Origin of the sequence: Asticcacaulis sp. AC466 (assembly GCF_000495815.1) — a bacterium.
Lineage (GTDB): Bacteria > Pseudomonadota > Alphaproteobacteria > Caulobacterales > Caulobacteraceae > Asticcacaulis.
Genome location: NZ_AWGE01000001.1, coordinates 779,829 through 800,431, shown reverse-complemented (window position 1 = coordinate 800,431; position 20,603 = coordinate 779,829). Strand labels below are relative to the sequence as shown.

Below are 20,603 nucleotides of genomic sequence, written 5' to 3'. Positions count from 1 at the left end.
CGGGAAATTTCCAACAAAATCCCCGTCAAATTCATTGACAAGGGCCGGCTGCTGGACTATCCACGCGCCTCTTTACGCAATTCCGGCCTCCTGTGGGGCCCTGTTACACCAATCGGAGCCCCCTATGGGAACGAAACGTACCTATCAGCCGAGCCGCCTTGTCCGCAAGCGCCGTCATGGCTATCGCACCCGTATGGCGACCAAGAACGGCCAAAAGATTGTTGCCCGTCGCCGTGCCAAGGGCCGCAAGCGTCTGACCGCTTAATCGCTTTCAGCTATTGCTGTGAATTTGAGAAGAGTCCTTAAGTCACTTAAGGACTCTTCTTGCATTTCAGGCCGGGCGCCTCATCTATAGCGGCGGGCCGCTCATCGTCCCGCAATTTAACGTCTGGCCAGGCGAAGTCTCGCGCATGATTCCCCGCTTAAAAGTTCGCCCGGAATATCTGGCCGCCGCCAAGGCGGCGTGGCAGGCCCGCCCCCGAGTCGTGGTGCAGGCCAAACCGCGCGACGACGACATAATCAAGGTCGGGTTCACCGCCACGAAAAAGGTCGGTAACGCCGTTGTCAGGAACCGCGCCAAACGCCGCCTGCGCGAAGCCGCAGAGGTTATAATTCCGCAATTTGGCCTGCCGGGACACGACTACGTCCTGATCGCCCGGGCCGATACGCACACCTGCGACTGGCAGGCTTTACTTGACGATGTCAAAGCCGCCCTGATAAGGCTGGCGCGCCCTAAACCAAACGCCGCGACGCCGTGACCTCTTCGCGGCAGCGCGGCAGGGGCAACCGCCCGCCCGCGCTACCGCGAGGAGCCATGCGGCGATTGAGCTCAAACAGGAAACAAAGACCGTTCGATGAATAACAATACCGACAACCGGAATATGATCTATTTCCTGGTCATCAGCATGGCTGTGCTGGCGTTTTACCAGTTCTTCGTCTTCGGTCCGCAGCAGAAGGAGCGCGCCAAGGCCCAGGCCGCAGCGGCCGCCTCCTCGTCCAGCGCCGCCGTAGCTGCTGGTCTGCCGCTCGGCGCCGCCGCGCCGGTCGTCACCCGACCGCAGGCTCTGGCGCAATCGCCGCGCGTCGCCATCGACACGCCGTCGTTGAAAGGCTCGATCGCGCTGAAGGGCGCCCTGATCGACGACCTCTACCTTATCAAGTACAACAAGACCGTAGACAAGAAAAACGATCCGGTCGAGTTGCTGACCCCCAAGGGGGTCGCTACCGCCTATTACGTCACCTCAGGCTATAATTTCCAGAATATCCCCGGCGCGCCGACCGACGACACGGTCTGGACGCAAACCGGCGGCACCTCGCTCAGCGTCGGAAAGCCGGTTGTCCTCAGCTACAACAACGGCGCGGGATTGACCTTTACGCGCACGCTGAGCATCGACGAAAACTACATGATCACGGAAGACGATGCGGTCAGCAATGCGACGCCCCAGGCCGTGGCCTTCGCGCCCTACGCCATGGTCGTGCGCACCGGTATGCCGGAACATGCCGGCAAGGAAGCCGTCGTCCACGAAGGCGCCATCGCCACCTATTCCAGCGTCATGACCGCACCCAAGCCGAGCGACTACCGCACCCGTTCCTTGAAGTACAAGGACATGGCCAAGCCGAAGGACGCCAAGGCGATCGAGAAACAGTCGTCCGTCGGCGGCTGGTACGGCATCACCGACAAGTACTGGATGGCGGCCGTCATCCCGAACCAGGGCCAGAGCGTGACCTTCACCGCCAAGGCCGACCTCAACAACAATATCCCGACCTTCCGCACCGGCTATGTCGACAGCGCCGTGACCCTGGCGCCCGGCCAGACCTGGAAGTCGCAATCGCACGTCTTCGCCGGCGCCAAGCTGAAGCCCCAGCTTCAAGCCTACGAAAAGGACATGAAGATCCCGCGCTTTGGCTACGCCATCGACTGGGGCGCGATGATGGGCTTCATCACCTATCCGATGTATTGGCTGCTCGACAAGCTGTACGGCCTGATCGGCAATTTCGGCCTGTCCATCCTGGCCCTTACGGTTCTGGTCAAGCTCGTCTTCTACCCGCTGGCGCACCGCTCCTACGAGTCGATGACCAAGATGAAGCAGGTTCAGGAACGCCTGAAGCCGAAGCTTGACGCCATCAAGAAGCGTTTCCCGGACGATGCGCAAAAGCAGCAGGAAGCGACCATGGCCCTCTATCAGGAGGAAAAGGTCAATCCGATGGCCGGCCTGGGCGGCTGTCTGCCCATGCTGCTGCAAATCCCGGTCTTCTGGGCTCTGTATAAGGTTCTGACCCTGGCCATCGAAATGCGTCATGCGCCCTTCTTCGGCTGGATCAAGGACCTGTCGGCGCCGGATACGACCACCATCGTCAACCTGTTCGGGCTGCTGCCCTTCCATCCGGCCGACGTGCCGATGATCGGCGGCGTCCTGGACGGCCCGCTCCATATCGGCGTCATCGCGATTCTCTATGGTTGCTCGATGTGGCTGAGCCAGCAAATGACCCCGATGACCGGCGTCGATCCGATGCAAAAGAAGATGATGTCCTTCATGCCCGTCATGCTGACCTTCTTCATGGCCCACGTCGCTGTCGGCCTGATCATCTACTGGATCTGGAGCAACATCCTCACCATCCTCCAGCAATATTCGATCATGCACCGCCTGAAGGTTGAAAACCCGATCGACACCTTCATCGGCAAGATCACCAAGAAAGAGCCCAAAAAAGCGTGACACCAGAAAGCCTGAACGAGGACGAAGAAACCCAGCACGCTGAACAGCTGGAAGCCGCGCGGGTATTGTTTGCCCGCCCGGTCTCTTTCGTCATGGGCGCGGTTGCCGTAACGCAGCTGCCGTCTGACGAACTGCCGGAAGTCGCCTTCGCCGGCCGATCCAATGTCGGCAAGTCATCGCTGATCAATGCCCTCGTCGGCCAGAAATATCTGGCACGCGCCTCGAACGAACCGGGCCGGACGCGGGAACTGAATTTCTTCCTGCTCAATGACGCCCTGCACATGGTCGATCTGCCTGGTTATGGCTGGGCCAAGGCGTCGAAGGTCGCGGTCAAGAAGTTCCAGAACCTGGGGCGCGACTATCTGCGCGGACGCCCCAACCTGAAACGCGCCTATCTGCTTATCGACGCCCGGCATGGCCTCAAAGACGTGGACAAGGAGCCGATGGACGCCCTGGACAAGGCCGCCGTCAGCTACCAGATCATCCTGACCAAGGCCGACAAGATAAAGCCCGCCGAACTGGCCCAGGTCGTCGCCGCGACCCAGGACGCCATCCGCAAGCGCCCCGCCGCACACCCGATCGTGTTGTCGACCTCTTCCGAAACCGGCTTTGGCATTCCGGAACTGCGGCTCGAAATCATGCGGACCTGCGAAGTCACGCTTTAGTCGATTGCGGGTTGCTGCCGACGTGGTATCCTGACAACCGGAGGTCAATATGGGACTCGAGGTCGAAGGACAGGTGCGCATCGGCACGCAAAGCGCCACCGGCAAGCTTGTGCTGGAAAGCCATGAACTTATTATACGCGGGCCGTTTCGACGCACCCTCGCCATTGCCGAATTGGTGGAACCGCACGTCATCGATCAAGAATTGCTGTTCGACCATAACGGTCTGGCCTATGCCTTGCGCCTGCCCGACGGCCATGCCGTAAAATGGCTCAAGAAGATGACAACCCCGCCGCCCGACCTGGCGCAGAAGCTGGGTGTTGATAGCGGTCATAAGGCACTGATCTGGGGCCATATCGATGATCCGGACCTGAAGGCGGCGCTCGTCAACGCCACCACCACCGATCCACAACAGGCCGTTATCGCCATTGCCGTGGCGCATAGCCATGATCATCTGAACGCCGCCCTGGCTGAGCTAAGCCAGCGCCTGCCGTCGGCCCCTATCTGGGTGATATATCCGAAGGGACCCAAATCCCCCTTGCCGGAGGCGACGATCCGGGTGCACATGCGCACGGCTGGCCTCATAGACACCAAGTCGTGCCGGGTATCCGACGCCTTGACCGCCACGCGGTTTTCTTTACGCAAGGACGAATAAATTCATGACAGCGCCACACTTATCCGCTATGGCGCCCGCATGATTATTCAGACCGAAATCGACTCCCTCGAAGAAAAGGGCTGGGCCAACGCCAAGACCCTGGCCGAAGCCTTACCCTATATCCAGATCTACGATCGTGAGATCGTGACGATCAAGTATGGCGGCCACGCCATGGGTGAGGCGGAAACGGCGAAAATCTTCGCGTCGGATATCGTCCTGCTCAAACTGCTCGGCATCCACCCGGTCGTGGTCCATGGCGGCGGTCCCCAAATCTCGAGCATGCTGGGTCGTGCCGGTGTCAAATCGACCTTCGTTGATGGCCTGCGCGTCACCGACGAAGCGACGATGGAAATCGCGGAAATGGTGCTGTCGGGCGCGGTCAACAAGGAGATCGCCAACTGGATCACCCAGGCCGGACGCGAAGCCGATGTGCGTGGCGTCGGTCTGTCCGGCAAGGATGCCGGACTGATCACAGTCGAAAAGGCGACCCGAACCAAGAGGGACCCGGATTCGATGATCGAACAGGTTGTCGATCTGGGGTTCGTCGGCGAACCCAAGATGGTCGATGACAAACTGCTGCGCACCCTGATCGACGATCCCAACCATGACTACGTGCCCGTCATCGCCCCGATCGGCGTGTCGGAAGAAGGCCATACCTACAATATCAACGCCGATACGGTTGCCGGCGCTGTGGCGGGCAAGCTGTCGGCCAAGCGCATGCTGCTGCTGACCGATATTTCCGGCGTGCTCGACGAAAACAAGAACCTCATCCGCCAGATGACGATCTCCGAAGCGAAGGGCCTGATCGACTCAGGCGTCGCCATCGGCGGCATGATCCCGAAGCTGGAAACGGCCATAATGGCGGTCGAGGCCGGGGTCGAAGCCGTGGTCATTCTCGATGGCCGCCGCCCGCACGCCATGCTGGTCGAACTATTTACCGAACACGGCGCCGGGACCCTCATAACGGCGGACTAAACGTCGCCGCAAGGCCTACGCGCGAACTTGCGCGGCGGGAAGTCGCCAGATTAGGAATGCCTATGAACCTGCCTGACCTTGCCCATCCAGAGCTTGCCCATATCGACACCTGGATCTTCGATCTGGACCAGACCCTGTATCCACATGAGGCGGAGGTCATGGCGTTGATAGAAGGTAAGATGACGGCCTTCGTCGCCCGCCAAACCGGGCTCAGCCACCCCGACGCCTACGAATTGCAGAAATCCTATCTCAGCGAGCACGGCACGACGCTGGCGGGCCTGATGGCCAATCACGATATCGATCCCTATGCCTTCCTCAACGAAGTGCATGACGTGTCGCTGGACACTCTGTATGCCGACCTGGACCTCAATGCCCGCATTACCGCCCTGCCCGGCCGTAAGCTGGTCTTCACCAACGGCGATGAACGTCACGCCTTCCGCATTCTCGACCGGCTGGACATGCGCGACCTGTTCGATGGCGTCTTTCACCTGGGGCACGCCGACCTGATACCCAAGCCGAACATGGCAACGTTCGAGCGCATGATGGCCAACCATTCGGTCACGCCGGCAACCGCCGCCTTTTTCGAGGACAGTCCAAAAAACCTCAAACCGGCGCACGAACTGGGCATGAAGACCATTCTGGTCGGGCCGAAGGCCATCGACAATGCCGATGCGCATGTCGACTTCCGCGACACATCGCTCAAGGCGTTTCTCGACCGGATTTAGCATTTCTGACTTGATCCGCGGACCGTGCCGCCTTAAGCCGATGCCATCTTTGCAACACTGACGAATGAGCACGCACATGTCCGATCTGGCCGCCTTCAAGGATGATATCGAAGCCGCCTGGGAGGCGCGCGATACGCTCAATCCCGCCTATAACGGCCCTTACCGCCACGCGGTCGCAGGCGCCCTGTCCCTGCTTGATAACGGCCGTTTCCGCGTCGCGGAAAAAAAGGATGGCGTGTGGATAACCCACGAATGGCTGAAAAAGGCCGTGCTCCTGTCATTCCGCCTCAACGGCAATTCGCTCATGCACATTTCGAGCGGCCTGTTCGAACAAGCACCCCTGGGCCCTTACTGGGACAAGGTGCCGAACAAGATGGCCGGCTGGACGGCGGATCATTTCAATGCGGCCGGCTTCCGCGCCGTACCGGGCGCCATTGTCCGCGCCGGTGCCTATATCGCCAAGAACGTCGTGCTCATGCCATCTTTCGTCAATATCGGCGCCTATGTCGATGAAGGCACCATGGTTGACGGCTGGTCGACGGTGGGCTCCTGCGCCCAGATCGGCAAGAACGTCCACCTGTCGGGCGGCGTCGGCATCGGCGGCGTGCTGGAACCGCTCCAGGCCAACCCGACCATCATCGAAGACGACTGCTTCATCGGCGCCCGCTCGGAAGTCGCCGAAGGCGTCATCGTCGAACAAGGGTCGGTGCTCGCCATGGGCGTCTACCTGTCGGCCTCGACCAAGATCATCGACCGCGCCACCGGCGAAATCTTCCGCGGCCGCGTGCCAAGCTATTCCGTCGTCGTGCCAGGCTCGCTGCCTGACCCGAAGGGCGGCCCGTCCCTCTATTGCGCCGTCATCGTCAAGCGCGTCGACGCCCAGACCCGCGCCAAGACCGGCATCAACGACTTGCTCCGGGACTAGGATGGACAAGGCGACACTTGACGCCCTGGCGGCCTTTCCGGCGCAGCTGGAGGCGCACTATGGCGCCATTCCCGACGCCTACCGGCTGTGGTCGCCGCCCGCCTGGGACGGCTGCCCCAGCGAGCACCTGTCCGCCCTCGAACAACTCTGTCACGTGCGCGACATCGAAATCGACGGCTACCATGTGCGGTTTGTGCGGACGCTGAAGGAAGACCATCCCTTTCTGCCCGGCATCGACGGCGACCGTCTGCGCATCGAGCGCGCCTATGCCGATTGCCATGGACCGAATGTGCTGGCCCAGTTCCGCCGCGCCCGGGAAGACACCCTGATTCTGCTGGCCAACCTGTCGAGCGATCAGTTGAGCCGCATCGCCGAGTTCGAGGACTATGGACGCGTCACCGTGCGCAGCCTGATGCATTTTCTGTGCAGCCACGACCAGCAGCATCTGGCCGGATTGCAATGGCTGGCCGGCAAGATCGACGCGCTCGATAGAGCTAATTGAGAAAAAATTACACGCAAGGACTTGACCGGATCGTCGCGATCGGTCAAAAGCGCGCTTCTTCTGATCGCGGTCCCTTCGTCTATCGGTTAGGACGTCAGGTTTTCAACCTGAAAAGAGGGGTTCGACTCCCCTAGGGACTGCCAATCAGAATATCCCCCCAAAATCATATTAAAACGAATAGCTGCGCAAGACCTGCCCGGCTTGGGGTCGCTATGTTTCGGCGCACCCGGTCAACAATTTAAAACGTCCTCCCCTGAAACCAGGAGAGGACGTCATGTCTTAGCTAAGCGTCATGAGTCAAAAGTCATGACGCCGCATTATCGGCCTTTAGTTTACAGTCGGCTTGCCGACAGTCAGGTTTTCGCCGTCGAAACCGACGTGGATGACGTCACCGTCCGTCACCGACCCGCTGAGGATCTTGCGGGCGATTTCGTCAACCAACAGCTTCTGGATCACTCGCTTTAACGGCCGCGCCCCATAGGCAGGATCGTAACCCTTGTCCGCCAGATAGGTCAGCGCCGCGTCGTCGATCGAAAGGGTCATGTCGCGATCCTTCATCAGCTTTTCCAGGCCCTTGAGCTGGATGCGGACAATATCGTGCATGTGCGCCCGGTCGAGGCGGTGGAACAGGATCATCTCGTCGATCCGGTTGAGGAATTCCGGACGGAAATGCCGGCGCACCACATCCATGACCAGCGGCCGCACGGTATCTACCGATGTGTTGTCATCGATATTGACGAGAACATCCGAGCCCAGATTGGATGTCATGACGATCAGGGTGTTGCGGAAATCGACCACACGCCCCTGCCCGTCCGTCAGGCGCCCGTCATCAAGAACCTGGAGCAGGATATTGAAGACATCCGGATGCGCCTTTTCGACTTCGTCGAACAGGACGACCTGATAGGGACGCCGGCGCACGGCTTCCGTCAACGCACCGCCTTCATCGTAACCGACATAGCCCGGAGGCGCACCGATGATGCGAGAGACCGAGTGCTTTTCCATGTATTCCGACATGTCGAGACGCGTGATCGCCGTTTCATCGTCGAACAGGAATTCAGCCAGCGCCTTGTTGAGCTCCGTCTTGCCGACCCCCGTCGGGCCTAAGAACAGGAACGAACCGATGGGACGGTTCGGGTCCTTCAACCCCGCGCGTGCGCGGCGCACAGCGTCCGCAACGGCGGTCAGGGCTTCGTCCTGACCGACCACGCGGGACCTCAGCACATCTTCCATGCGCAAAAGCTTGTCGCGTTCGCCTTCCAGCATCTTGTCGACCGGAATGCCGGTCCAGCGCGATACCACCTGAGCAATCTGGGCCGAATCGACCACTTCCGGCGTCAGGGGTGAGGCCGCGTCAGGCTGAGCGGTTTCGGCCCGTTGCAACGCCTTTTCCAGAGCCGGGATGATGCCGTACATGATCTCGGAGGCCTTTTGCAGGTCGCCGGCACGCTGGGCATTGGCCAGGTCGATGCGCGCACGGTCCAGGGCTTCACGCGACCGGGCGGCCGAACCGACCTTGTCCTTTTCCGCCTTCCAGCGGCTGGTCAAGGCCATCGACTTGCCTTCCAGGTCTTCAAGCTCCTCGGACAGGCGCTCCAGACGCGTCCGCGATCCGGCGTCGGTTTCCTTTTGCAGGGCTTCGCGCTCGATCTTGAGCTGCACGATGCGGCGGTCCAGTTCGTCCAGTTCCTCGGGCTTGGAATCGACCGCCATACGAACGCGGGACGCCGCTTCGTCGATGAGGTCGATGGCCTTGTCCGGCAAGAAACGGTCGGCGATGTAGCGGTTCGACAGGGTGGCCGCCGAAACGATGGCGCTGTCGGAAATGCGTACGCCGTGGTGGATTTCGTACTTTTCCTTCAGGCCGCGCAGGATGGAAATCGTATCCTCGACCGTGGGTTCGCTGACGAACACCGGCTGGAAGCGCCGGGCCAGGGCCGGGTCCTTTTCAACATGCTTGCGAAATTCATCGAGCGTGGTGGCGCCGACGCAGTGCAATTCCCCCCGTGCCAGGGCGGGTTTGAGCAGGTTGGAGGCATCCATGGCGCCGTCAGACTTGCCCGCGCCGACCAGGGTGTGCATCTCATCGATGAACAGCACGATCTGGCCTTCGGCTTGGGTCACTTCGTTAAGCACCGCCTTTAGGCGCTCCTCGAACTCACCGCGATATTTGGCGCCCGCAATCAGCGCGCCCATATCGAGCGACAGGAGCTTCTTGTCCTTGAGCGATTCCGGCACGTCGCCATTGATGATGCGCTGAGCCAAGCCTTCGACGATGGCGGTCTTGCCGACGCCGGGTTCACCGATCAGCACAGGATTGTTCTTGGTCCGGCGGGCCAGGACCTGGATCGTGCGGCGGATTTCCTCGTCACGGCCGATGACCGGATCGATCTTGCCATCGAGCGCGGCCTGGGTCAGGTCGCGGGCATATTTTTTCAGAGCGTCGAAGCCGCTTTCGGCGGAGGCGCTGTCAGCCGGCTTGCCCTTTCGGAAGGCTGCCTGTGCGTCCTTCAGCTTGCCGAGCGACATGCCCGCAGCCTTGAGCACGGCGGCACCTTCCGTATTGTCCACGGCGGCGACAAGCAGGCGATCGGCGGTCACGAAGGAATCGCCCGCCTTATTGGCGTCGGCCTCCGCGTCGCGGAACAGCTTGGCGGTATCGTTGTGCATATAGAGCTGAGCGCCCCCGGTCACGGCCGGTAATTTACCCAGGGCGGTATCGACGGCGGCGCTGAACGTGGCGGCATTGCCGCCGGCCAGGCTAATCAACTGCGGGCCAAGCGACTCCTTGTCCTCGGTCAAGGCCTTTAGCACATGGAGCGGCGTGAAATATTGATGGTTGCGCGCCTGGGCTATACCTTGCGCGCTTTGGATAAGCTTTTGAGTTTTTTCGGAATATTTTTCGATATTCATGTCTATTCGTTCCCCGTTTCGGCGGATTGGATTTCGCTCCGTCCTCGTCACAAGCAACGATGCGATAGTCACGATATGGTGTGGCATTTGGGCTACACAAGGGGGCTTTATGGCAATATTTCGGCGCCCTAAAGGGGCTGGCGCATCGGCACCAAAATGCCTATAAACGCGGTCATGAACGCCAAGATCTTCTATCCCGCCGCCGCCCTGATCGCGATCCTCATGATTGCGCTGAGCTTCGTCTGGCCGCAAGGCCAAGGCCAGCGCTCGCCGGCGCCGTTCGGGCACGCCATCGAGAAGCCCGACTATTTCCGCATGGTCCGGGAGCGCGATGCACGCTTGAAAAAGCAGGCTGAAGACAAGGCGCGCGACGCGCAGGAAGCCGCCAATGCCAGCGCAGCAGCGGCCAGCCTGGCCGACAGCAGCGCCGACCAGTGAGCCCAGTCTAGTGAGCCCAGTCCAGTGAGCCTGCTGATCTTCGGCTACGGCTTTATCGGCGCGGCCTTTGCTGATGCCGCCCGCGCCGCGGGCCATACCGTTGTCGCCACCATCCGCTCACCCCATCGCCGTGAAGCCCTGGACCGGATGGGCATCGACGCCGTGTCTGTCGAAGACCGCACTGAAATGGCACGGGCCGTGGCGGCCGCTTCCGGGATACTGATTACACCGCCTCCCGGCGACGACGGGTGCCCCGCCTTTGCCCAGCTCGGCGCAAACGGTCTGCCTGCAAATGACTTATCAGGAAAATGGATCGGCTACCTGTCCACCACCGGCGTCTACGGCAATCGCGATGGCGGCTGGGTCTTCGAAGACTCGCCGCTCGAAGCCACCGCCGTCGAAGGCCGCCGGCGCATTCTGGCAGAAACCCAATGGTTGAGCATCGGGGCGCAGGTCTTTCGCCTGCCGGGCCTATATGGACACGGCCGCAACGTAATCGACCGCCTGCGTGACGGAACGGCGCGCCGTATCCATAAGCCCTGCCATGTTTTCTCCCGCCTGCATCACGACGACTGCGCCGCCGCCCTGATGGCCAGCCTCAACCATCCCCGTCCCGGTGCGGTATATAATCTGTGCGACGACGAACCCGCCCCGGCCGATACGGTGCTGGAATATGCCGCCACCCTGACCGGCCTGCCTCTGCCGCCGCGCGTCGCCTGGGAACCTGCCGCCTTTAGCCCGACGATGCAGCGCTTCTATTCTGACAACAAACGCGTATCGAATGCCCGCGCCAAGGCCGAACTCGGCTGGCGGCCGCGCTATCCCACCTATCGGGAAGGCCTGACCGCCATTTTCACGGCTATACAAACGGACAAAAAGGACTAGCCTCAGCGGCGACTCAATGGAGCGCGCCATGGCCGACACCAGGACCTTTCTGATTACCGGCGCCTCCTCCGGTATCGGTGCGCAATTCGCCCGCGCCTACGCCCAACGCGGCTGCAATCTGATCCTCGTCGCCCGCCGCCTCAACCGCTTGCAGGACCTGGCGGCGGAGTTGACGGCGAAGCATGGCATAACCGTTACCTGTCTCGATGCCGATCTGAGCGACCGCGCGCAGGTAAAGGCCCTGGTCGCGCGTATAAGGGAGATAAATCTATCCCCGGATGGGCTGATCAATAATGCCGGCTATTCCCTGGCCCACACCTTCGCCAGCACGACCACGCAGCAGCAGATGGATTTTGTCGAGGTCTGCGTCATGACACCCACCTATCTGGCGCGTGAATTTCTGGATCCCATGCTGGCCCGCGGGTTCGGCCGCATCATCAATGTGTCGTCCATGGTCGCCTTTTCACCCGGTGCGGCGGGGCATACCCTCTACCCGGCCGCCAAGGCCTATATGCTGAAATTCTCGCGATCTCTGGCGGCGGAAGTTGCCGAAAAGGGCGTAAACGTCACCGCCCTGTGTCCCGGATCGACCGAGTCCGAATTCCAGACCGCCAACGGCATGGCCGCTGCTGTCGGTACATCCCCGTCGCGCTTCGTCCAGTCGGCCGAAGCGGTGGTCGAAGCCGCCATCCACGCCAACGAAGCCGGTCGCGAAGTCACCGTAACTGGCCTGATAAACAAGCTGGCGGTCGTCCTGATGACCTGCCTGCCGGACGGTCTGGTGACGCCGCTGATCCGCTGGGGCGCCAAAAAATATCAACTATAGAAGACGAGTTTAAGATGAGCGATGCGCCCACCGCCGAAACCACCCATTACGACCTGATTATCATAGGCTCCGGCGCGGGCGGCGGCACCCTTGCCTACGCCCTGGCCAATACGGGCAAGTCCATCCTGATCATCGAACGCGGCGAAGAACTCCCCGTCGAGCCGCAAAACTGGGACCCCAAGGCGGTTTTTATCGATCACCGCTATCGCACCAAGGAACAATGGGTGGACAAGGACAATCGTCCGTTCACGCCCAACACCAATTACTGGGTCGGCGGCAACACCACATTCTATGGTGCCGCCTTGATGCGCATGAAGCGGCGCGATTTCGAAGCGGTGGAACACAGCGACGGCTTGTCGCCCGCCTGGCCGCTCGATTATGACGACTATGCGCCATGGTATACCCAGGCCGAGGCCCTGTGGCAGGTTCACGGTCAGCGCGGCACCGATCCGAACGACCAGCCCGACGATCCGCCCTATCCCTTTCCGCCGCTGATCGATGATCCAGGCGTCGCTCGGTTGAAAAGCCATTTTCAGGCCCAGGGCTGGCACCCGTCGTCGCTGCCGCTTGGCGTCAAGCGCGACGACGCCAAGCCCCTCACCTCGAAATGCGTGCGTTGTAACACCTGTGGCGGCTATCCCTGCATGTTGAAGGCGAAATCCGACGCTCGCTCCATTGTGCTCGATCCCATCCGCGACCTGCCCAATGTCACCATCCTGCCCGGTCACAAGGTGCTGCGTATCGAATCGACCGGTTCAAGCGTAACCGGGGTCGTGACCGAGACGGCCCAGGGCACGGTGCAGACCTTCCGCGCCGATCTATACGCTCTGGCGGCCGGCGCCGCCAACAGCGCAGCCATCCTGTTGCAATCGCATTCTGCCTCGCATCAGGACGGCCTGGCCAACAGTTCCGGACTGGTGGGGCGCAACTACATGTTCCACACAACCTCGGCGGTGATCTGCATTCTGCCCGACCGGTTCGATTCGAGCTTCCCCAAGACCTTCGCCGTCAACGACTTCTATTTCGGCGAGCCCGATTACCCGTATCCGATGGGTCAGATTCAGCTTCTGGAATACATGTCGGGCCAGACCCTGGAAGGTCAGATTTCCGACATCATCCCACCCGGGCTCGTGCCCGACGTCCTGAGCAACGACCTGGCGCGTCACATGGTCGCCTTCTTGACCATGAGCGAAGACCTGCCGCGTGAGGAAAACCGCGTGACACTGACCGACAGTGGCCAGATCAAGCTGACCTACACGCCGAACAATCTGGAAGCGCATACGCGCCTGACCCGAAAGCTGGAACACGCCCTGCGCACCTTCAGCCTGCGTCAGCACACGCTTTTTGAACCCAATTTCCGCATCGACAGCCTGTTGCCGCTCTACGGCACCGCCCATCAATGCGGCACGATCCGGTTCGGCAAGGACCCGTCACGCAGCGTGCTCGACATCAATTGCAAGGCGCATGACCTGGATAACCTCTACGTGGTGGATTCGTCCTTCTTCGTGTCCAGCTCAGCGGTCAACCCGACACTGACCATCGTCGCCAACGCCTTACGGGTCGGTCAGCATCTGGCGGAACGCATGCGCTAGAATCCTGTCAGGCGACCCGGGCGCGCAGAACCGCCACCATCTCGACCAGCAGGTCCAGGTCCTGAGGCCGCGATAGCCTATGATCGCCATCCTTGATCAGATGCATGTGGGCGTCAGGCGTCGTCAACGTGTTGAGCAGCCGCAATCCGTGCTGCCATGGCACGACGTCGTCGCCCATGCCGTGCAGGATGCGCGCCGGGCCGGCGAACGCAAGGGCAGTGTTTAGCACCTCATGCGCCGCCGCCTCATCGAAAAAGGCCTGCGACAAGGGCACCGGACGATCATAGCCCGGCATCATGTAGACACCTGAGACCTCAAGCTGTCGACGATCCTCCGGCGACAGGGAAGCCAGCATCAACGCCGTCGCGAAATCGGCGGCGGGGGCCAGGAAACCGGCGGCCGCGACGCGGTCCGGGCGCGCCTTGATGAGCAGCGACAGCATGTGGCCGCCCATGGATGACCCGACGCAGACCAGGCGCCCCTGGGTCAGTCGATCGGTGACGGCCAGCACATTATCGAACCAGCGGCCGACCCTGGCTTCGCTGAAATCGCCTCCGGTTTCCCCATGGGCGAAATAGTCGAAACAGAGAAAATCCCAGCCGCACGTCTTCGCTTCGGCCGTCAGACGGGTAATCTTGCTGCCATTCATATCCGACAGGAAGCCACCCAGCCACAAAATGGTCGGCCCCTCGCCCGTCACATGACGGTAGGCGATGCGGTCCGAAGCATCCAGAAAGGCGGCGGGCTCTTGATTTGGCATGTTTTCCATGGTCATTGCATAGCCATCCCTTCGCCCGCGCACAAGGCACCATGACGAACCCCTCCTTCACCGGCTGCGTCCTGCAGGTCGTTCCCGAACTTGACACCGGGGGCGTCGAACAGACCGTGGTCGATGTCAGTGCGGCGATCATTGCCGCGGGCGGGCGCTCCATCGTCGCCACCAAGGGCGGGCGGCTGGAATCGCAGCTGACACGCCAGGGCGCCACCGTGGTCCACATGCCGGTGCACAGCAAGCATCCGCTTGTCCAGCTCAAGAACTACCATGCCCTGCGCCGCCTGATCCGCGCCGAAGGCATCGATATCGTCCATGTGCGGTCACGCGCCCCCGCGCTGGCCGCCATCCGGGCGGCAAAGGCCTCAGGCGTACGATCGGTCGCGACCTATCACGGCATCTACAACGCCAAGTCGGCGATCAAGCGCTGGTATAACAGCCTGATGACGCGCGCCGACATGACCATAGCCAATTCGGACTATACCCGCACCCACATCCTGACCACTTACCCCAAGGTGCCGCCGGAACGGGTGATCAGCATTCCGCGCGGCATCGACATGAAACGTTTCGACCCGGAAGGCTTCGACGTGCGCAAGATCATGGCGCTCGAAGAAGACTGGGGCCTGACCGCCGGCGATGGCCGCATCCGCTTTCTGCTGGCCGGACGGCTGACGCGCTGGAAAGGCCAGGAACTGATCATCGAGGCCGCCAATCTGTTGCGATTGCAGGATATCGACACATTCGCCGTAGTCATGGCCGGTGACGATCAGGGACGCGGCGAATACACGCAAGGCCTGCGCGACCGCATTGCCAGCTATGGCCTGAGCGAACAGATAAGGCTGGTCGGACATGTCTCGGACATGCCATCAGCCTACACAGCCTGCCATTTCGCCCTCGCCCCCTCGCTCGACCCGGAAGCCTTCGGCCGCACCGCCGTGGAGCCCCAAGCGATGCAGCGCCCCCCCCTGGCCGCTGCCCATGGCGCCACCGTGGAGACGGTCATGCCCGGCGAAACGGGCTGGCTGGTCACGCCCGGCGATGCCCAGGCCTGGGCCGACGCGATGAAAGCGGCCATCCAGATGCCGGAGGCTGACCGGTTCGAAATGGGCCGGCGGGCGCGCGCCCATGTCCGTGATCAGTACAGCCTGCCGCTAATGTGCGAACGCACACTTGACGTTTACAGGGCGCTTCTTATCTTGAACACGCGGACATATCGCCTTTAATGCCTCTGCACAGGGCTAAATTCCTGAAAATTTAACCTATTGAGGCTATGGGGGTTGATAGTTAACCCCTGTTTCGGCATAATCCCGCGCACCATTTACAGACTCAAGGAGAACGACCTATTCGTCGCCCGATTCAAGCACCGCCCCCCAAAGACGGCCCCCGCATCAACAATGAGATCAAGGTTCCCCGTGTTCTGTTGATCGACGCCACCGGCGAAAAGCAAGGCATCATGCCGACCTCCGCCGCCCTGGAAGCCGCTGAAGAAGCTGGTCTGGATCTCGTCGAGGTCTCTCCCACCGCCGATCCCCCCGTCTGCAAGATCCTTGATTACGGCAAGTACCGTTTCCAGGAGCAGAAGAAGAAGGCCGAAGCGCGCAAGAAGCAGAAGGTCGTCGAAATCAAGGAAATCAAACTTCGCCCGAATATCGATATCCACGATTATGAGGTGAAGGCCAAGGCAATGACGCGCTTCTTCGAAGAAGGCGACAAGGTCAAGGTAACGCTGCGCTTCCGTGGCCGCGAAATGGCCCACCCGGAGCTCGGCATGAAGCTGCTCCAGAAGGTCAAGGCGGACTTCGAGCCCACCACCAAGGTCGAATACGAACCGAAGATGGAAGGCAAGCAGATGATCATGATCCTGGCGCCGAAATAGACGTCCGATCCATCCCGATAAAGCCCTGCGCAAGCGGGGCTTTTTTGTTAAGGCGCACCATGTCCCAGTTTCTCAAATTCGACCGTGCTGACGTAACGCCGGAACAGGACCGTCCCGCGCCGGAACGCGTCATAGACGGTGACCCGCAGTTTACTACCTGGCTGCTGGAAACATCGCCCGATGAAAGAACCTATGCCGGATACTGGGCGGCAACACCCGGCACATGGCGGGTCAGCTACGACGAATGGGAATATTGCACCCTTTTGGAAGGCCTGGCGATCGTCACCGAAGACGGCCAGCCACCGGTAACACTCATCCCCGGCGACCACATCGTCTTCCGCTCAGGCTATCAGGGCCAGTGGCAGGTTATCGAACCGGTTCTGAAGACCTTTGTGATCATCCTGCCTTAACGCGCGGCGCATATTACCTTACGCCGATTGCCCAAAAGCAGGTTGGGACCGCTACCAGCAGCATGATTGCAAACGAGATCATAAAGCCCTGCATGAAGCTATCGGCAAGGGCGCGCCCAAACGAATTTTTCGTTAAACCCATGATTATTAAACAGATAAATCCGAGAACTAAGTCGATCATGGATAGGATGAACGGCCACATCAGTGCCCCGCCTTTTGCGGCACCGTTATGAATTGGCAGGCAGTCAACGATCAAGGTTAGTCCCCATATCACCGCGTTAGCGATGACCACGATTTTCAACGGAGTCATTTTCATCGCACAGCCTCCATCAGACGCTGTTCGACTGCAGGATCGCGGTAAAACAGGTTCATCGTATCAAAGGGAATAATGCGTCCGTCCTTATGGACAATATGGACACAGGCTTTTTTGACACCACGCACATCGAAATCGTGCGCATCGTAAAACTTCATGACAATGACGCGGAACAGATTGGAATAGGTCAGCGCTCCAAACGCCGTTTCCGTTTCAACCTGCGGCAGGCAGCACATGATATCGGCGATGGTATCGGTGCAGTCGGCCGGCGAATTACCGGTCGAGAATAGCTTGATCAGCTTGGCCTGGACCTCCGGCATGGTTTCGAAATTGACCGTATTGCGCGATGTGCCCAGTAATTCTTCCGGGCTGAAATAGCGGGTCAAAGGCACGATGTCGTCGCCCAGCTTCAGCGCGTACCCCATCATGATCGCATCTGGATGGCACGGCACGGGCACCAGATCTTCCGGCACAAAGATGTCGCTCTGGTCGAGGATCGCCTGGCGCACTTCGGACAGGGTGATGCGATCAGTGGCCGGGTTAAAATGTTCGGTTCGTCCGGCTGCCTGTGTCGGCTGGAAGGTGACGCCGCGCACGCACGCCTGATTGCGAGCAAAGCGCAATATGTCGCCAATTTCGTGGTCGTTCAGACCTTTTTGCAAGGTGACGACAAGGGTCGTCGAGATATTGAACGCATTGAGATGCTCTATGGCTTGCTGGCGGCTCGCGCGCAGATCTTCACCGCGCAGCGAGATCAGGGCTTCGGCATCGAATGAATCGAACTGTAGATAGATTTCGATGCCGGGCATGTAGGTGCTCAGACGCTCAACGAAGCCGCGATCCTTGGCGATCCGGATTCCGTTGGTATTGATCATAAGATGGCGGATCGGGCGCGCCTTGGCCATGTCCATGACGGTGAAGAAGTCAGGATGCAGGGTCGGTTCGCCCCCTGACAGTTGCACCACGTCGGGTTCACCTTCGCTGGCGACAACGATGTCGAGCATTGTCTCGATTTCGGCCAGGGTGCGGTGGCGGCCGTGACTGGGGCTCGACGCAGCGTAGCAGGTCGGACACGTCAAGTTGCAGCGGTCAGTCAGTTCGATGATCGACACGCAGGAATGCTGTTCGTGGTCGCTGCACAAACCGCAATCATAGGGGCAGCCGCGTTCGACCTTCATACCGAACTTGCGCGGCATATCCCCCGGCTTGTTAAAGTCGCGAGTCTTTTTGTAATAGGCGATATCGGTGGAAATCAGCACCTTTTCCTTACCGTGATCCGGGCAGGTCTTAAGCATATAGACGCGATCATTCTGGAAAATAATCTTGGCTTCCAGCTTTCGATAACAGGTTGAACAGATGGAGTTCGTCAGCTCGAAAAAGATGTAGTCACGCGTGGCCATTTCGAACCTCCCCCAAGACTCGCCGGACAAAATAGACGGCGTAGTAACCCAATGCAGCCAAGGCGCTGACCTGAAGCATGGACAGCCCCGGCACGGCCCATAAGGCGTCTTCCGTAGCGACATTTTGAACAATGTTCAACCCGCTTGCCAAGCTATAGGTTGTAACGGGCTTGATAAATTCTATCAGGAAACGCCAGGCACAGTAGGCCACGATAAAAATCTTGAACAGATCGCCCTCGCGGAGCTTCACGCGTTGGCGCACTATAAACAAAGCCAGCCCCAGCCCAGCCAGGAACAGCATTTCGTACCCCGGTGTCGGGTGACGGATAACTCCATCACCGGCGTCGAAGCCTAGGACCAGGTGGGTAGCGTCCCCCCATGTGCCATCGCTGACGCCAGTCAGAAGGCAACCGATGCGGCCGATAAAAATGGCGATCAGAAGAGGAAAGACGTAGATGTCGCCGGTGGACCGCCTTATGCCTGTGGCCGCCTTAACCATTTCAACGCCGATCAGCCCGCCCAGCAGTCCCCCCAAAATGGTCTTTGCGGCGAAAAAATAGAGCGGATCATGCAGGCCCTGCCGCCATAGGTCGGGATGTTCCGCAAAACCCAGTAGCTTTGATCCGAGCGCCGCACCGACCACAGCCCCCAGCAAAACGGTGATACGTGTCTTGTCGCCAATGGTGTCGGCTTGGGCGCGCCTCAGCCAGAGATAGAGGCGAAAGCCCACCGCATAGGCCAAGGTCTCGAAAACGAGATGCGCCGGCAGGGCCATACCGAACAGATCAAACACGACGGGAAAATGCATGGTCTGGACACATGCCGGTATTTTCCGCACATCAGCAAGCCCTTCGGTACGGTACCTGGCGACTATTGATTTGAGATGTTTTGAAAACGGCGGCTTTTTCTGAAGCCCTTGCGATCATTCTGTCGTCACGGCCTTGCGACGGACCAGAGCCGCCGGTGAAAAGCCGGTGATCAGCGCCACACCGACAATGATCAGGCCTGCGCCGCCCAGCCCCATCAAACCGATATGTTCATGCAGCACCAGGGCGCCCCACAACATGCCGAACACCGGCACCAGAAAAGTCACGGTCGTGGCCGATGCGGCGCCAACTTCATCGATCAGTTTGAAATAGAGGACATAGGCGATCCCGCTGCACGCGATGCCCAGGGCCAGTACGCACAGCATCACCCACGGATCGGGCATGGTGGCAGCAGGGAAGAAGGGCGTAGCCGGAGCGATGAGAACCGTTGCGGCCCACATGCTGCCGTGGGCATTTGAAAAGGCATCAACGCTCCTGGCAACCTTCGAATAGAGCGCGGCTATGGCGTAGCAGGCGGCGGCAGTCAGACCGGCGGCCACACCCAGCATCATGCCAGGCGTCAGACGGGCACCATCAAAGCCGACCAGTATAGCAACCCCGGCCACACCGAGCGCCAGCCCGGCGACCGTCTTAATCGACAGCGCGGTCCGGAGCCATATCGCTCCGAAAATGGCGCCCCAGATGGGCACCGTGGCATTCAGAACCGATAACATCGATGCCGGCAGAAGGCGCGACGCCCAGGCGAACAGCAGGAATGGCAGGGCGGTATTGAAAAAGCCGAGGATCGCGAAATGCTTCCAGTGTGCCCTGATATCGAGCGGCTTTTTCCATAGGACTGCCAGCGCCAGAAGAAAGACCGCCCCCAGCAGAACGCGCGACTGGATCAGAAGCACGGGCCCCAGGACGGGCGCGGCGATATGCATGAACAGGAAGGATCCGCCCCAGATGGCGCCCAATAGGATCAGTTTGATAAGACTGGCGGCAGGCATGACGATCTCCTTTTTCAGCACAGGGCAGGGTCTATAGCCACAGATGGGCGCGTCGTCGCTCCACTTCTTGCGGTCACAGTGGGTTTGTCAGAATCGTTACGCCGATTGGCGGATTCTGTCCGAAATGGCGATCCTGGCGCTGGTGAACGGTATGGGCATGCGCGCGCCGCCCACTGGATATCACGCACTTGCGATAAAGAAACTGTC

The 20,603-nt window shown here is 60.3% G+C and carries 22 protein-coding genes and 1 tRNA gene; 17 read left to right on the top strand and 6 right to left on the bottom strand.

What is annotated here, in order from left to right; genetic code table 11:
• Positions 1-124 precede the first annotated feature (124 nt).
• The 10 genes from rpmH to AEAC466_RS26660 all read left to right on the top strand — a co-directional run bounded on the left by rpmH (position 125) and on the right by AEAC466_RS26660 (position 7,301).
• Positions 125-265: a 50S ribosomal protein L34 gene (gene rpmH / locus AEAC466_RS26705; RefSeq protein ID WP_018080783.1), complete on the top strand. Its 141-nt coding sequence runs from the start codon at positions 125-127 to the stop codon at positions 263-265.
• A gap of 145 nt (positions 266-410) precedes the next feature.
• Positions 411-758: a ribonuclease P protein component gene (rnpA, locus tag AEAC466_RS26700; RefSeq protein ID WP_023456805.1), complete on the top strand. Its 348-nt coding sequence runs from the start codon at positions 411-413 to the stop codon at positions 756-758.
• Positions 759-854: 96 nt separating this feature from the next.
• On the top strand, positions 855-2,714 hold the full coding sequence (yidC, locus tag AEAC466_RS26695; protein ID WP_023456804.1) for a membrane protein insertase YidC: 1,860 nt from the start codon (positions 855-857) through the stop codon (positions 2,712-2,714).
• Complete coding sequence (gene yihA, locus AEAC466_RS26690) at positions 2,711-3,379, top strand: ribosome biogenesis GTP-binding protein YihA/YsxC (RefSeq protein WP_023456803.1); 669 nt, start codon at positions 2,711-2,713, stop codon at positions 3,377-3,379. The genes yidC and yihA overlap by 4 nt, the downstream gene beginning before the upstream one ends.
• Before the next feature lie 49 nt (positions 3,380-3,428).
• Positions 3,429-4,031, top strand: a complete 603-nt coding sequence (locus tag AEAC466_RS26685) for a DUF3052 family protein (RefSeq protein WP_023456802.1) — start codon at positions 3,429-3,431, stop codon at positions 4,029-4,031.
• A 39-nt stretch (positions 4,032-4,070) separates the two neighbouring features.
• On the top strand, positions 4,071-5,006 hold the full coding sequence (gene argB / locus AEAC466_RS26680; protein ID WP_023456801.1) for an acetylglutamate kinase: 936 nt from the start codon (positions 4,071-4,073) through the stop codon (positions 5,004-5,006).
• 62 nt (positions 5,007-5,068) lie between these two features.
• Positions 5,069-5,731, top strand: a complete 663-nt coding sequence (locus AEAC466_RS26675; protein WP_023456800.1) for a pyrimidine 5'-nucleotidase — start codon at positions 5,069-5,071, stop codon at positions 5,729-5,731.
• A 76-nt stretch (positions 5,732-5,807) separates the two neighbouring features.
• On the top strand, positions 5,808-6,656 hold the full coding sequence (gene dapD / locus AEAC466_RS26670) for a 2,3,4,5-tetrahydropyridine-2,6-dicarboxylate N-succinyltransferase (protein ID WP_031238204.1): 849 nt from the start codon (positions 5,808-5,810) through the stop codon (positions 6,654-6,656).
• 1 nt (position 6,657) lies between these two features.
• Positions 6,658-7,158, top strand: coding sequence for a DinB family protein (locus AEAC466_RS26665; RefSeq protein WP_023456798.1), 501 nt, complete (start codon positions 6,658-6,660; stop codon positions 7,156-7,158).
• 68 nt (positions 7,159-7,226) lie between these two features.
• A tRNA-Glu gene (locus tag AEAC466_RS26660) sits at positions 7,227-7,301 on the top strand.
• A gap of 184 nt (positions 7,302-7,485) precedes the next feature.
• Here AEAC466_RS26660 and clpB read toward each other — a convergent pair.
• Positions 7,486-10,068: an ATP-dependent chaperone ClpB gene (clpB, locus tag AEAC466_RS26655; RefSeq protein ID WP_023456797.1), complete on the bottom strand. Its 2,583-nt coding sequence runs from the start codon at positions 10,066-10,068 to the stop codon at positions 7,486-7,488.
• A gap of 174 nt (positions 10,069-10,242) precedes the next feature.
• Here clpB and AEAC466_RS26650 point away from each other — a divergent pair, with 174 nt between their 5' ends.
• From AEAC466_RS26650 to AEAC466_RS26635, 4 genes are read left to right on the top strand one after another with little or no spacing between them, the layout of a single operon-like run.
• Positions 10,243-10,506, top strand: coding sequence for a hypothetical protein (locus AEAC466_RS26650; protein ID WP_031238203.1), 264 nt, complete (start codon positions 10,243-10,245; stop codon positions 10,504-10,506).
• 24 nt (positions 10,507-10,530) lie between these two features.
• The gene (locus tag AEAC466_RS26645; RefSeq protein WP_023456795.1) at positions 10,531-11,391 is read left to right on the top strand and encodes a hypothetical protein; all 861 of its coding nucleotides are present in this window, start codon (positions 10,531-10,533) and stop codon (positions 11,389-11,391) included.
• 28 nt (positions 11,392-11,419) lie between these two features.
• Positions 11,420-12,217, top strand: coding sequence for an SDR family NAD(P)-dependent oxidoreductase (locus AEAC466_RS26640; RefSeq protein WP_031238202.1), 798 nt, complete (start codon positions 11,420-11,422; stop codon positions 12,215-12,217).
• Positions 12,218-12,231: 14 nt separating this feature from the next.
• A complete protein-coding gene (locus AEAC466_RS26635; protein ID WP_023456793.1) occupies positions 12,232-13,809 on the top strand; it encodes a GMC oxidoreductase in 1,578 nt (525 codons plus the stop codon).
• A 7-nt stretch (positions 13,810-13,816) separates the two neighbouring features.
• Here the strand turns inward: AEAC466_RS26635 and AEAC466_RS26630 are convergent, their stop codons facing one another.
• Entirely contained in the window at positions 13,817-14,578 is a 762-nt protein-coding gene (locus tag AEAC466_RS26630; protein ID WP_235074128.1) for an alpha/beta hydrolase family protein, read from the bottom strand.
• Positions 14,579-14,619: 41 nt separating this feature from the next.
• On the opposite strand from AEAC466_RS26630, the gene AEAC466_RS26625 reads away from it, so the two are divergent.
• The 3 genes from AEAC466_RS26625 (at position 14,620) to AEAC466_RS26615 (ending at position 16,867) form a co-directional block, all read left to right on the top strand.
• Positions 14,620-15,804, top strand: coding sequence for a glycosyltransferase family 4 protein (locus tag AEAC466_RS26625; RefSeq protein ID WP_023456791.1), 1,185 nt, complete (start codon positions 14,620-14,622; stop codon positions 15,802-15,804).
• A gap of 131 nt (positions 15,805-15,935) precedes the next feature.
• The gene (infC, locus tag AEAC466_RS26620) at positions 15,936-16,457 is read left to right on the top strand and encodes a translation initiation factor IF-3 (protein ID WP_031238200.1); all 522 of its coding nucleotides are present in this window, start codon (positions 15,936-15,938) and stop codon (positions 16,455-16,457) included.
• A 59-nt stretch (positions 16,458-16,516) separates the two neighbouring features.
• Positions 16,517-16,867 carry a cupin domain-containing protein gene (locus AEAC466_RS26615; protein ID WP_023456789.1) on the top strand — a complete coding sequence of 117 codons (351 nt, stop codon included), beginning with the start codon at positions 16,517-16,519 and terminating at the stop codon, positions 16,865-16,867.
• 13 nt (positions 16,868-16,880) lie between these two features.
• Here AEAC466_RS26615 and AEAC466_RS26610 read toward each other — a convergent pair whose 3' ends face one another.
• The 4 genes from AEAC466_RS26610 to AEAC466_RS26595 form a co-directional block, all read right to left on the bottom strand.
• Positions 16,881-17,183 carry a hypothetical protein gene (locus AEAC466_RS26610; RefSeq protein WP_023456788.1) on the bottom strand — a complete coding sequence of 101 codons (303 nt, stop codon included), beginning with the start codon at positions 17,181-17,183 and terminating at the stop codon, positions 16,881-16,883.
• The gene (locus AEAC466_RS26605) at positions 17,180-18,580 is read right to left on the bottom strand and encodes a radical SAM protein (RefSeq protein ID WP_023456787.1); all 1,401 of its coding nucleotides are present in this window, start codon (positions 18,578-18,580) and stop codon (positions 17,180-17,182) included. Before AEAC466_RS26605 ends, AEAC466_RS26610 begins: the two co-directional genes overlap by 4 nt.
• Positions 18,567-19,388: a prolipoprotein diacylglyceryl transferase family protein gene (locus tag AEAC466_RS26600; RefSeq protein WP_023456786.1), complete on the bottom strand. Its 822-nt coding sequence runs from the start codon at positions 19,386-19,388 to the stop codon at positions 18,567-18,569. Before AEAC466_RS26600 ends, AEAC466_RS26605 begins: the two co-directional genes overlap by 14 nt.
• Before the next feature lie 114 nt (positions 19,389-19,502).
• Positions 19,503-20,396, bottom strand: a complete 894-nt coding sequence (locus AEAC466_RS26595; RefSeq protein ID WP_023456785.1) for a DMT family transporter — start codon at positions 20,394-20,396, stop codon at positions 19,503-19,505.
• Between the last annotated feature and the right edge of the window lie 207 nt (positions 20,397-20,603).

Coding starts and splice junctions, on each gene's coding strand:
- dapD (WP_031238204.1), top strand. CDS start 5,808: ATGTCCGATCTGGCCGCCTTCAAGGATGATATCGAAGCCGCCTGGGAG.
- AEAC466_RS26610 (WP_023456788.1), bottom strand. CDS start 17,183: ATGAAAATGACTCCGTTGAAAATCGTGGTCATCGCTAACGCGGTGATA.
- AEAC466_RS26685 (WP_023456802.1), top strand. CDS start 3,429: ATGGGACTCGAGGTCGAAGGACAGGTGCGCATCGGCACGCAAAGCGCC.
- yidC (WP_023456804.1), top strand. CDS start 855: ATGAATAACAATACCGACAACCGGAATATGATCTATTTCCTGGTCATC.
- AEAC466_RS26640 (WP_031238202.1), top strand. CDS start 11,420: ATGGCCGACACCAGGACCTTTCTGATTACCGGCGCCTCCTCCGGTATC.
- AEAC466_RS26605 (WP_023456787.1), bottom strand. CDS start 18,580: ATGGCCACGCGTGACTACATCTTTTTCGAGCTGACGAACTCCATCTGT.
- AEAC466_RS26650 (WP_031238203.1), top strand. CDS start 10,243: ATGAACGCCAAGATCTTCTATCCCGCCGCCGCCCTGATCGCGATCCTC.
- AEAC466_RS26675 (WP_023456800.1), top strand. CDS start 5,069: ATGAACCTGCCTGACCTTGCCCATCCAGAGCTTGCCCATATCGACACC.
- AEAC466_RS26630 (WP_235074128.1), bottom strand. CDS start 14,578: ATGGAAAACATGCCAAATCAAGAGCCCGCCGCCTTTCTGGATGCTTCG.
- AEAC466_RS26595 (WP_023456785.1), bottom strand. CDS start 20,396: ATGCCTGCCGCCAGTCTTATCAAACTGATCCTATTGGGCGCCATCTGG.
- rnpA (WP_023456805.1), top strand. CDS start 411: ATGATTCCCCGCTTAAAAGTTCGCCCGGAATATCTGGCCGCCGCCAAG.
- argB (WP_023456801.1), top strand. CDS start 4,071: ATGATTATTCAGACCGAAATCGACTCCCTCGAAGAAAAGGGCTGGGCC.
- AEAC466_RS26665 (WP_023456798.1), top strand. CDS start 6,658: ATGGACAAGGCGACACTTGACGCCCTGGCGGCCTTTCCGGCGCAGCTG.
- rpmH (WP_018080783.1), top strand. CDS start 125: ATGGGAACGAAACGTACCTATCAGCCGAGCCGCCTTGTCCGCAAGCGC.
- AEAC466_RS26635 (WP_023456793.1), top strand. CDS start 12,232: ATGAGCGATGCGCCCACCGCCGAAACCACCCATTACGACCTGATTATC.
- AEAC466_RS26615 (WP_023456789.1), top strand. CDS start 16,517: ATGTCCCAGTTTCTCAAATTCGACCGTGCTGACGTAACGCCGGAACAG.
- AEAC466_RS26625 (WP_023456791.1), top strand. CDS start 14,620: ATGACGAACCCCTCCTTCACCGGCTGCGTCCTGCAGGTCGTTCCCGAA.
- clpB (WP_023456797.1), bottom strand. CDS start 10,068: ATGAATATCGAAAAATATTCCGAAAAAACTCAAAAGCTTATCCAAAGC.
- AEAC466_RS26600 (WP_023456786.1), bottom strand. CDS start 19,388: ATGCATTTTCCCGTCGTGTTTGATCTGTTCGGTATGGCCCTGCCGGCG.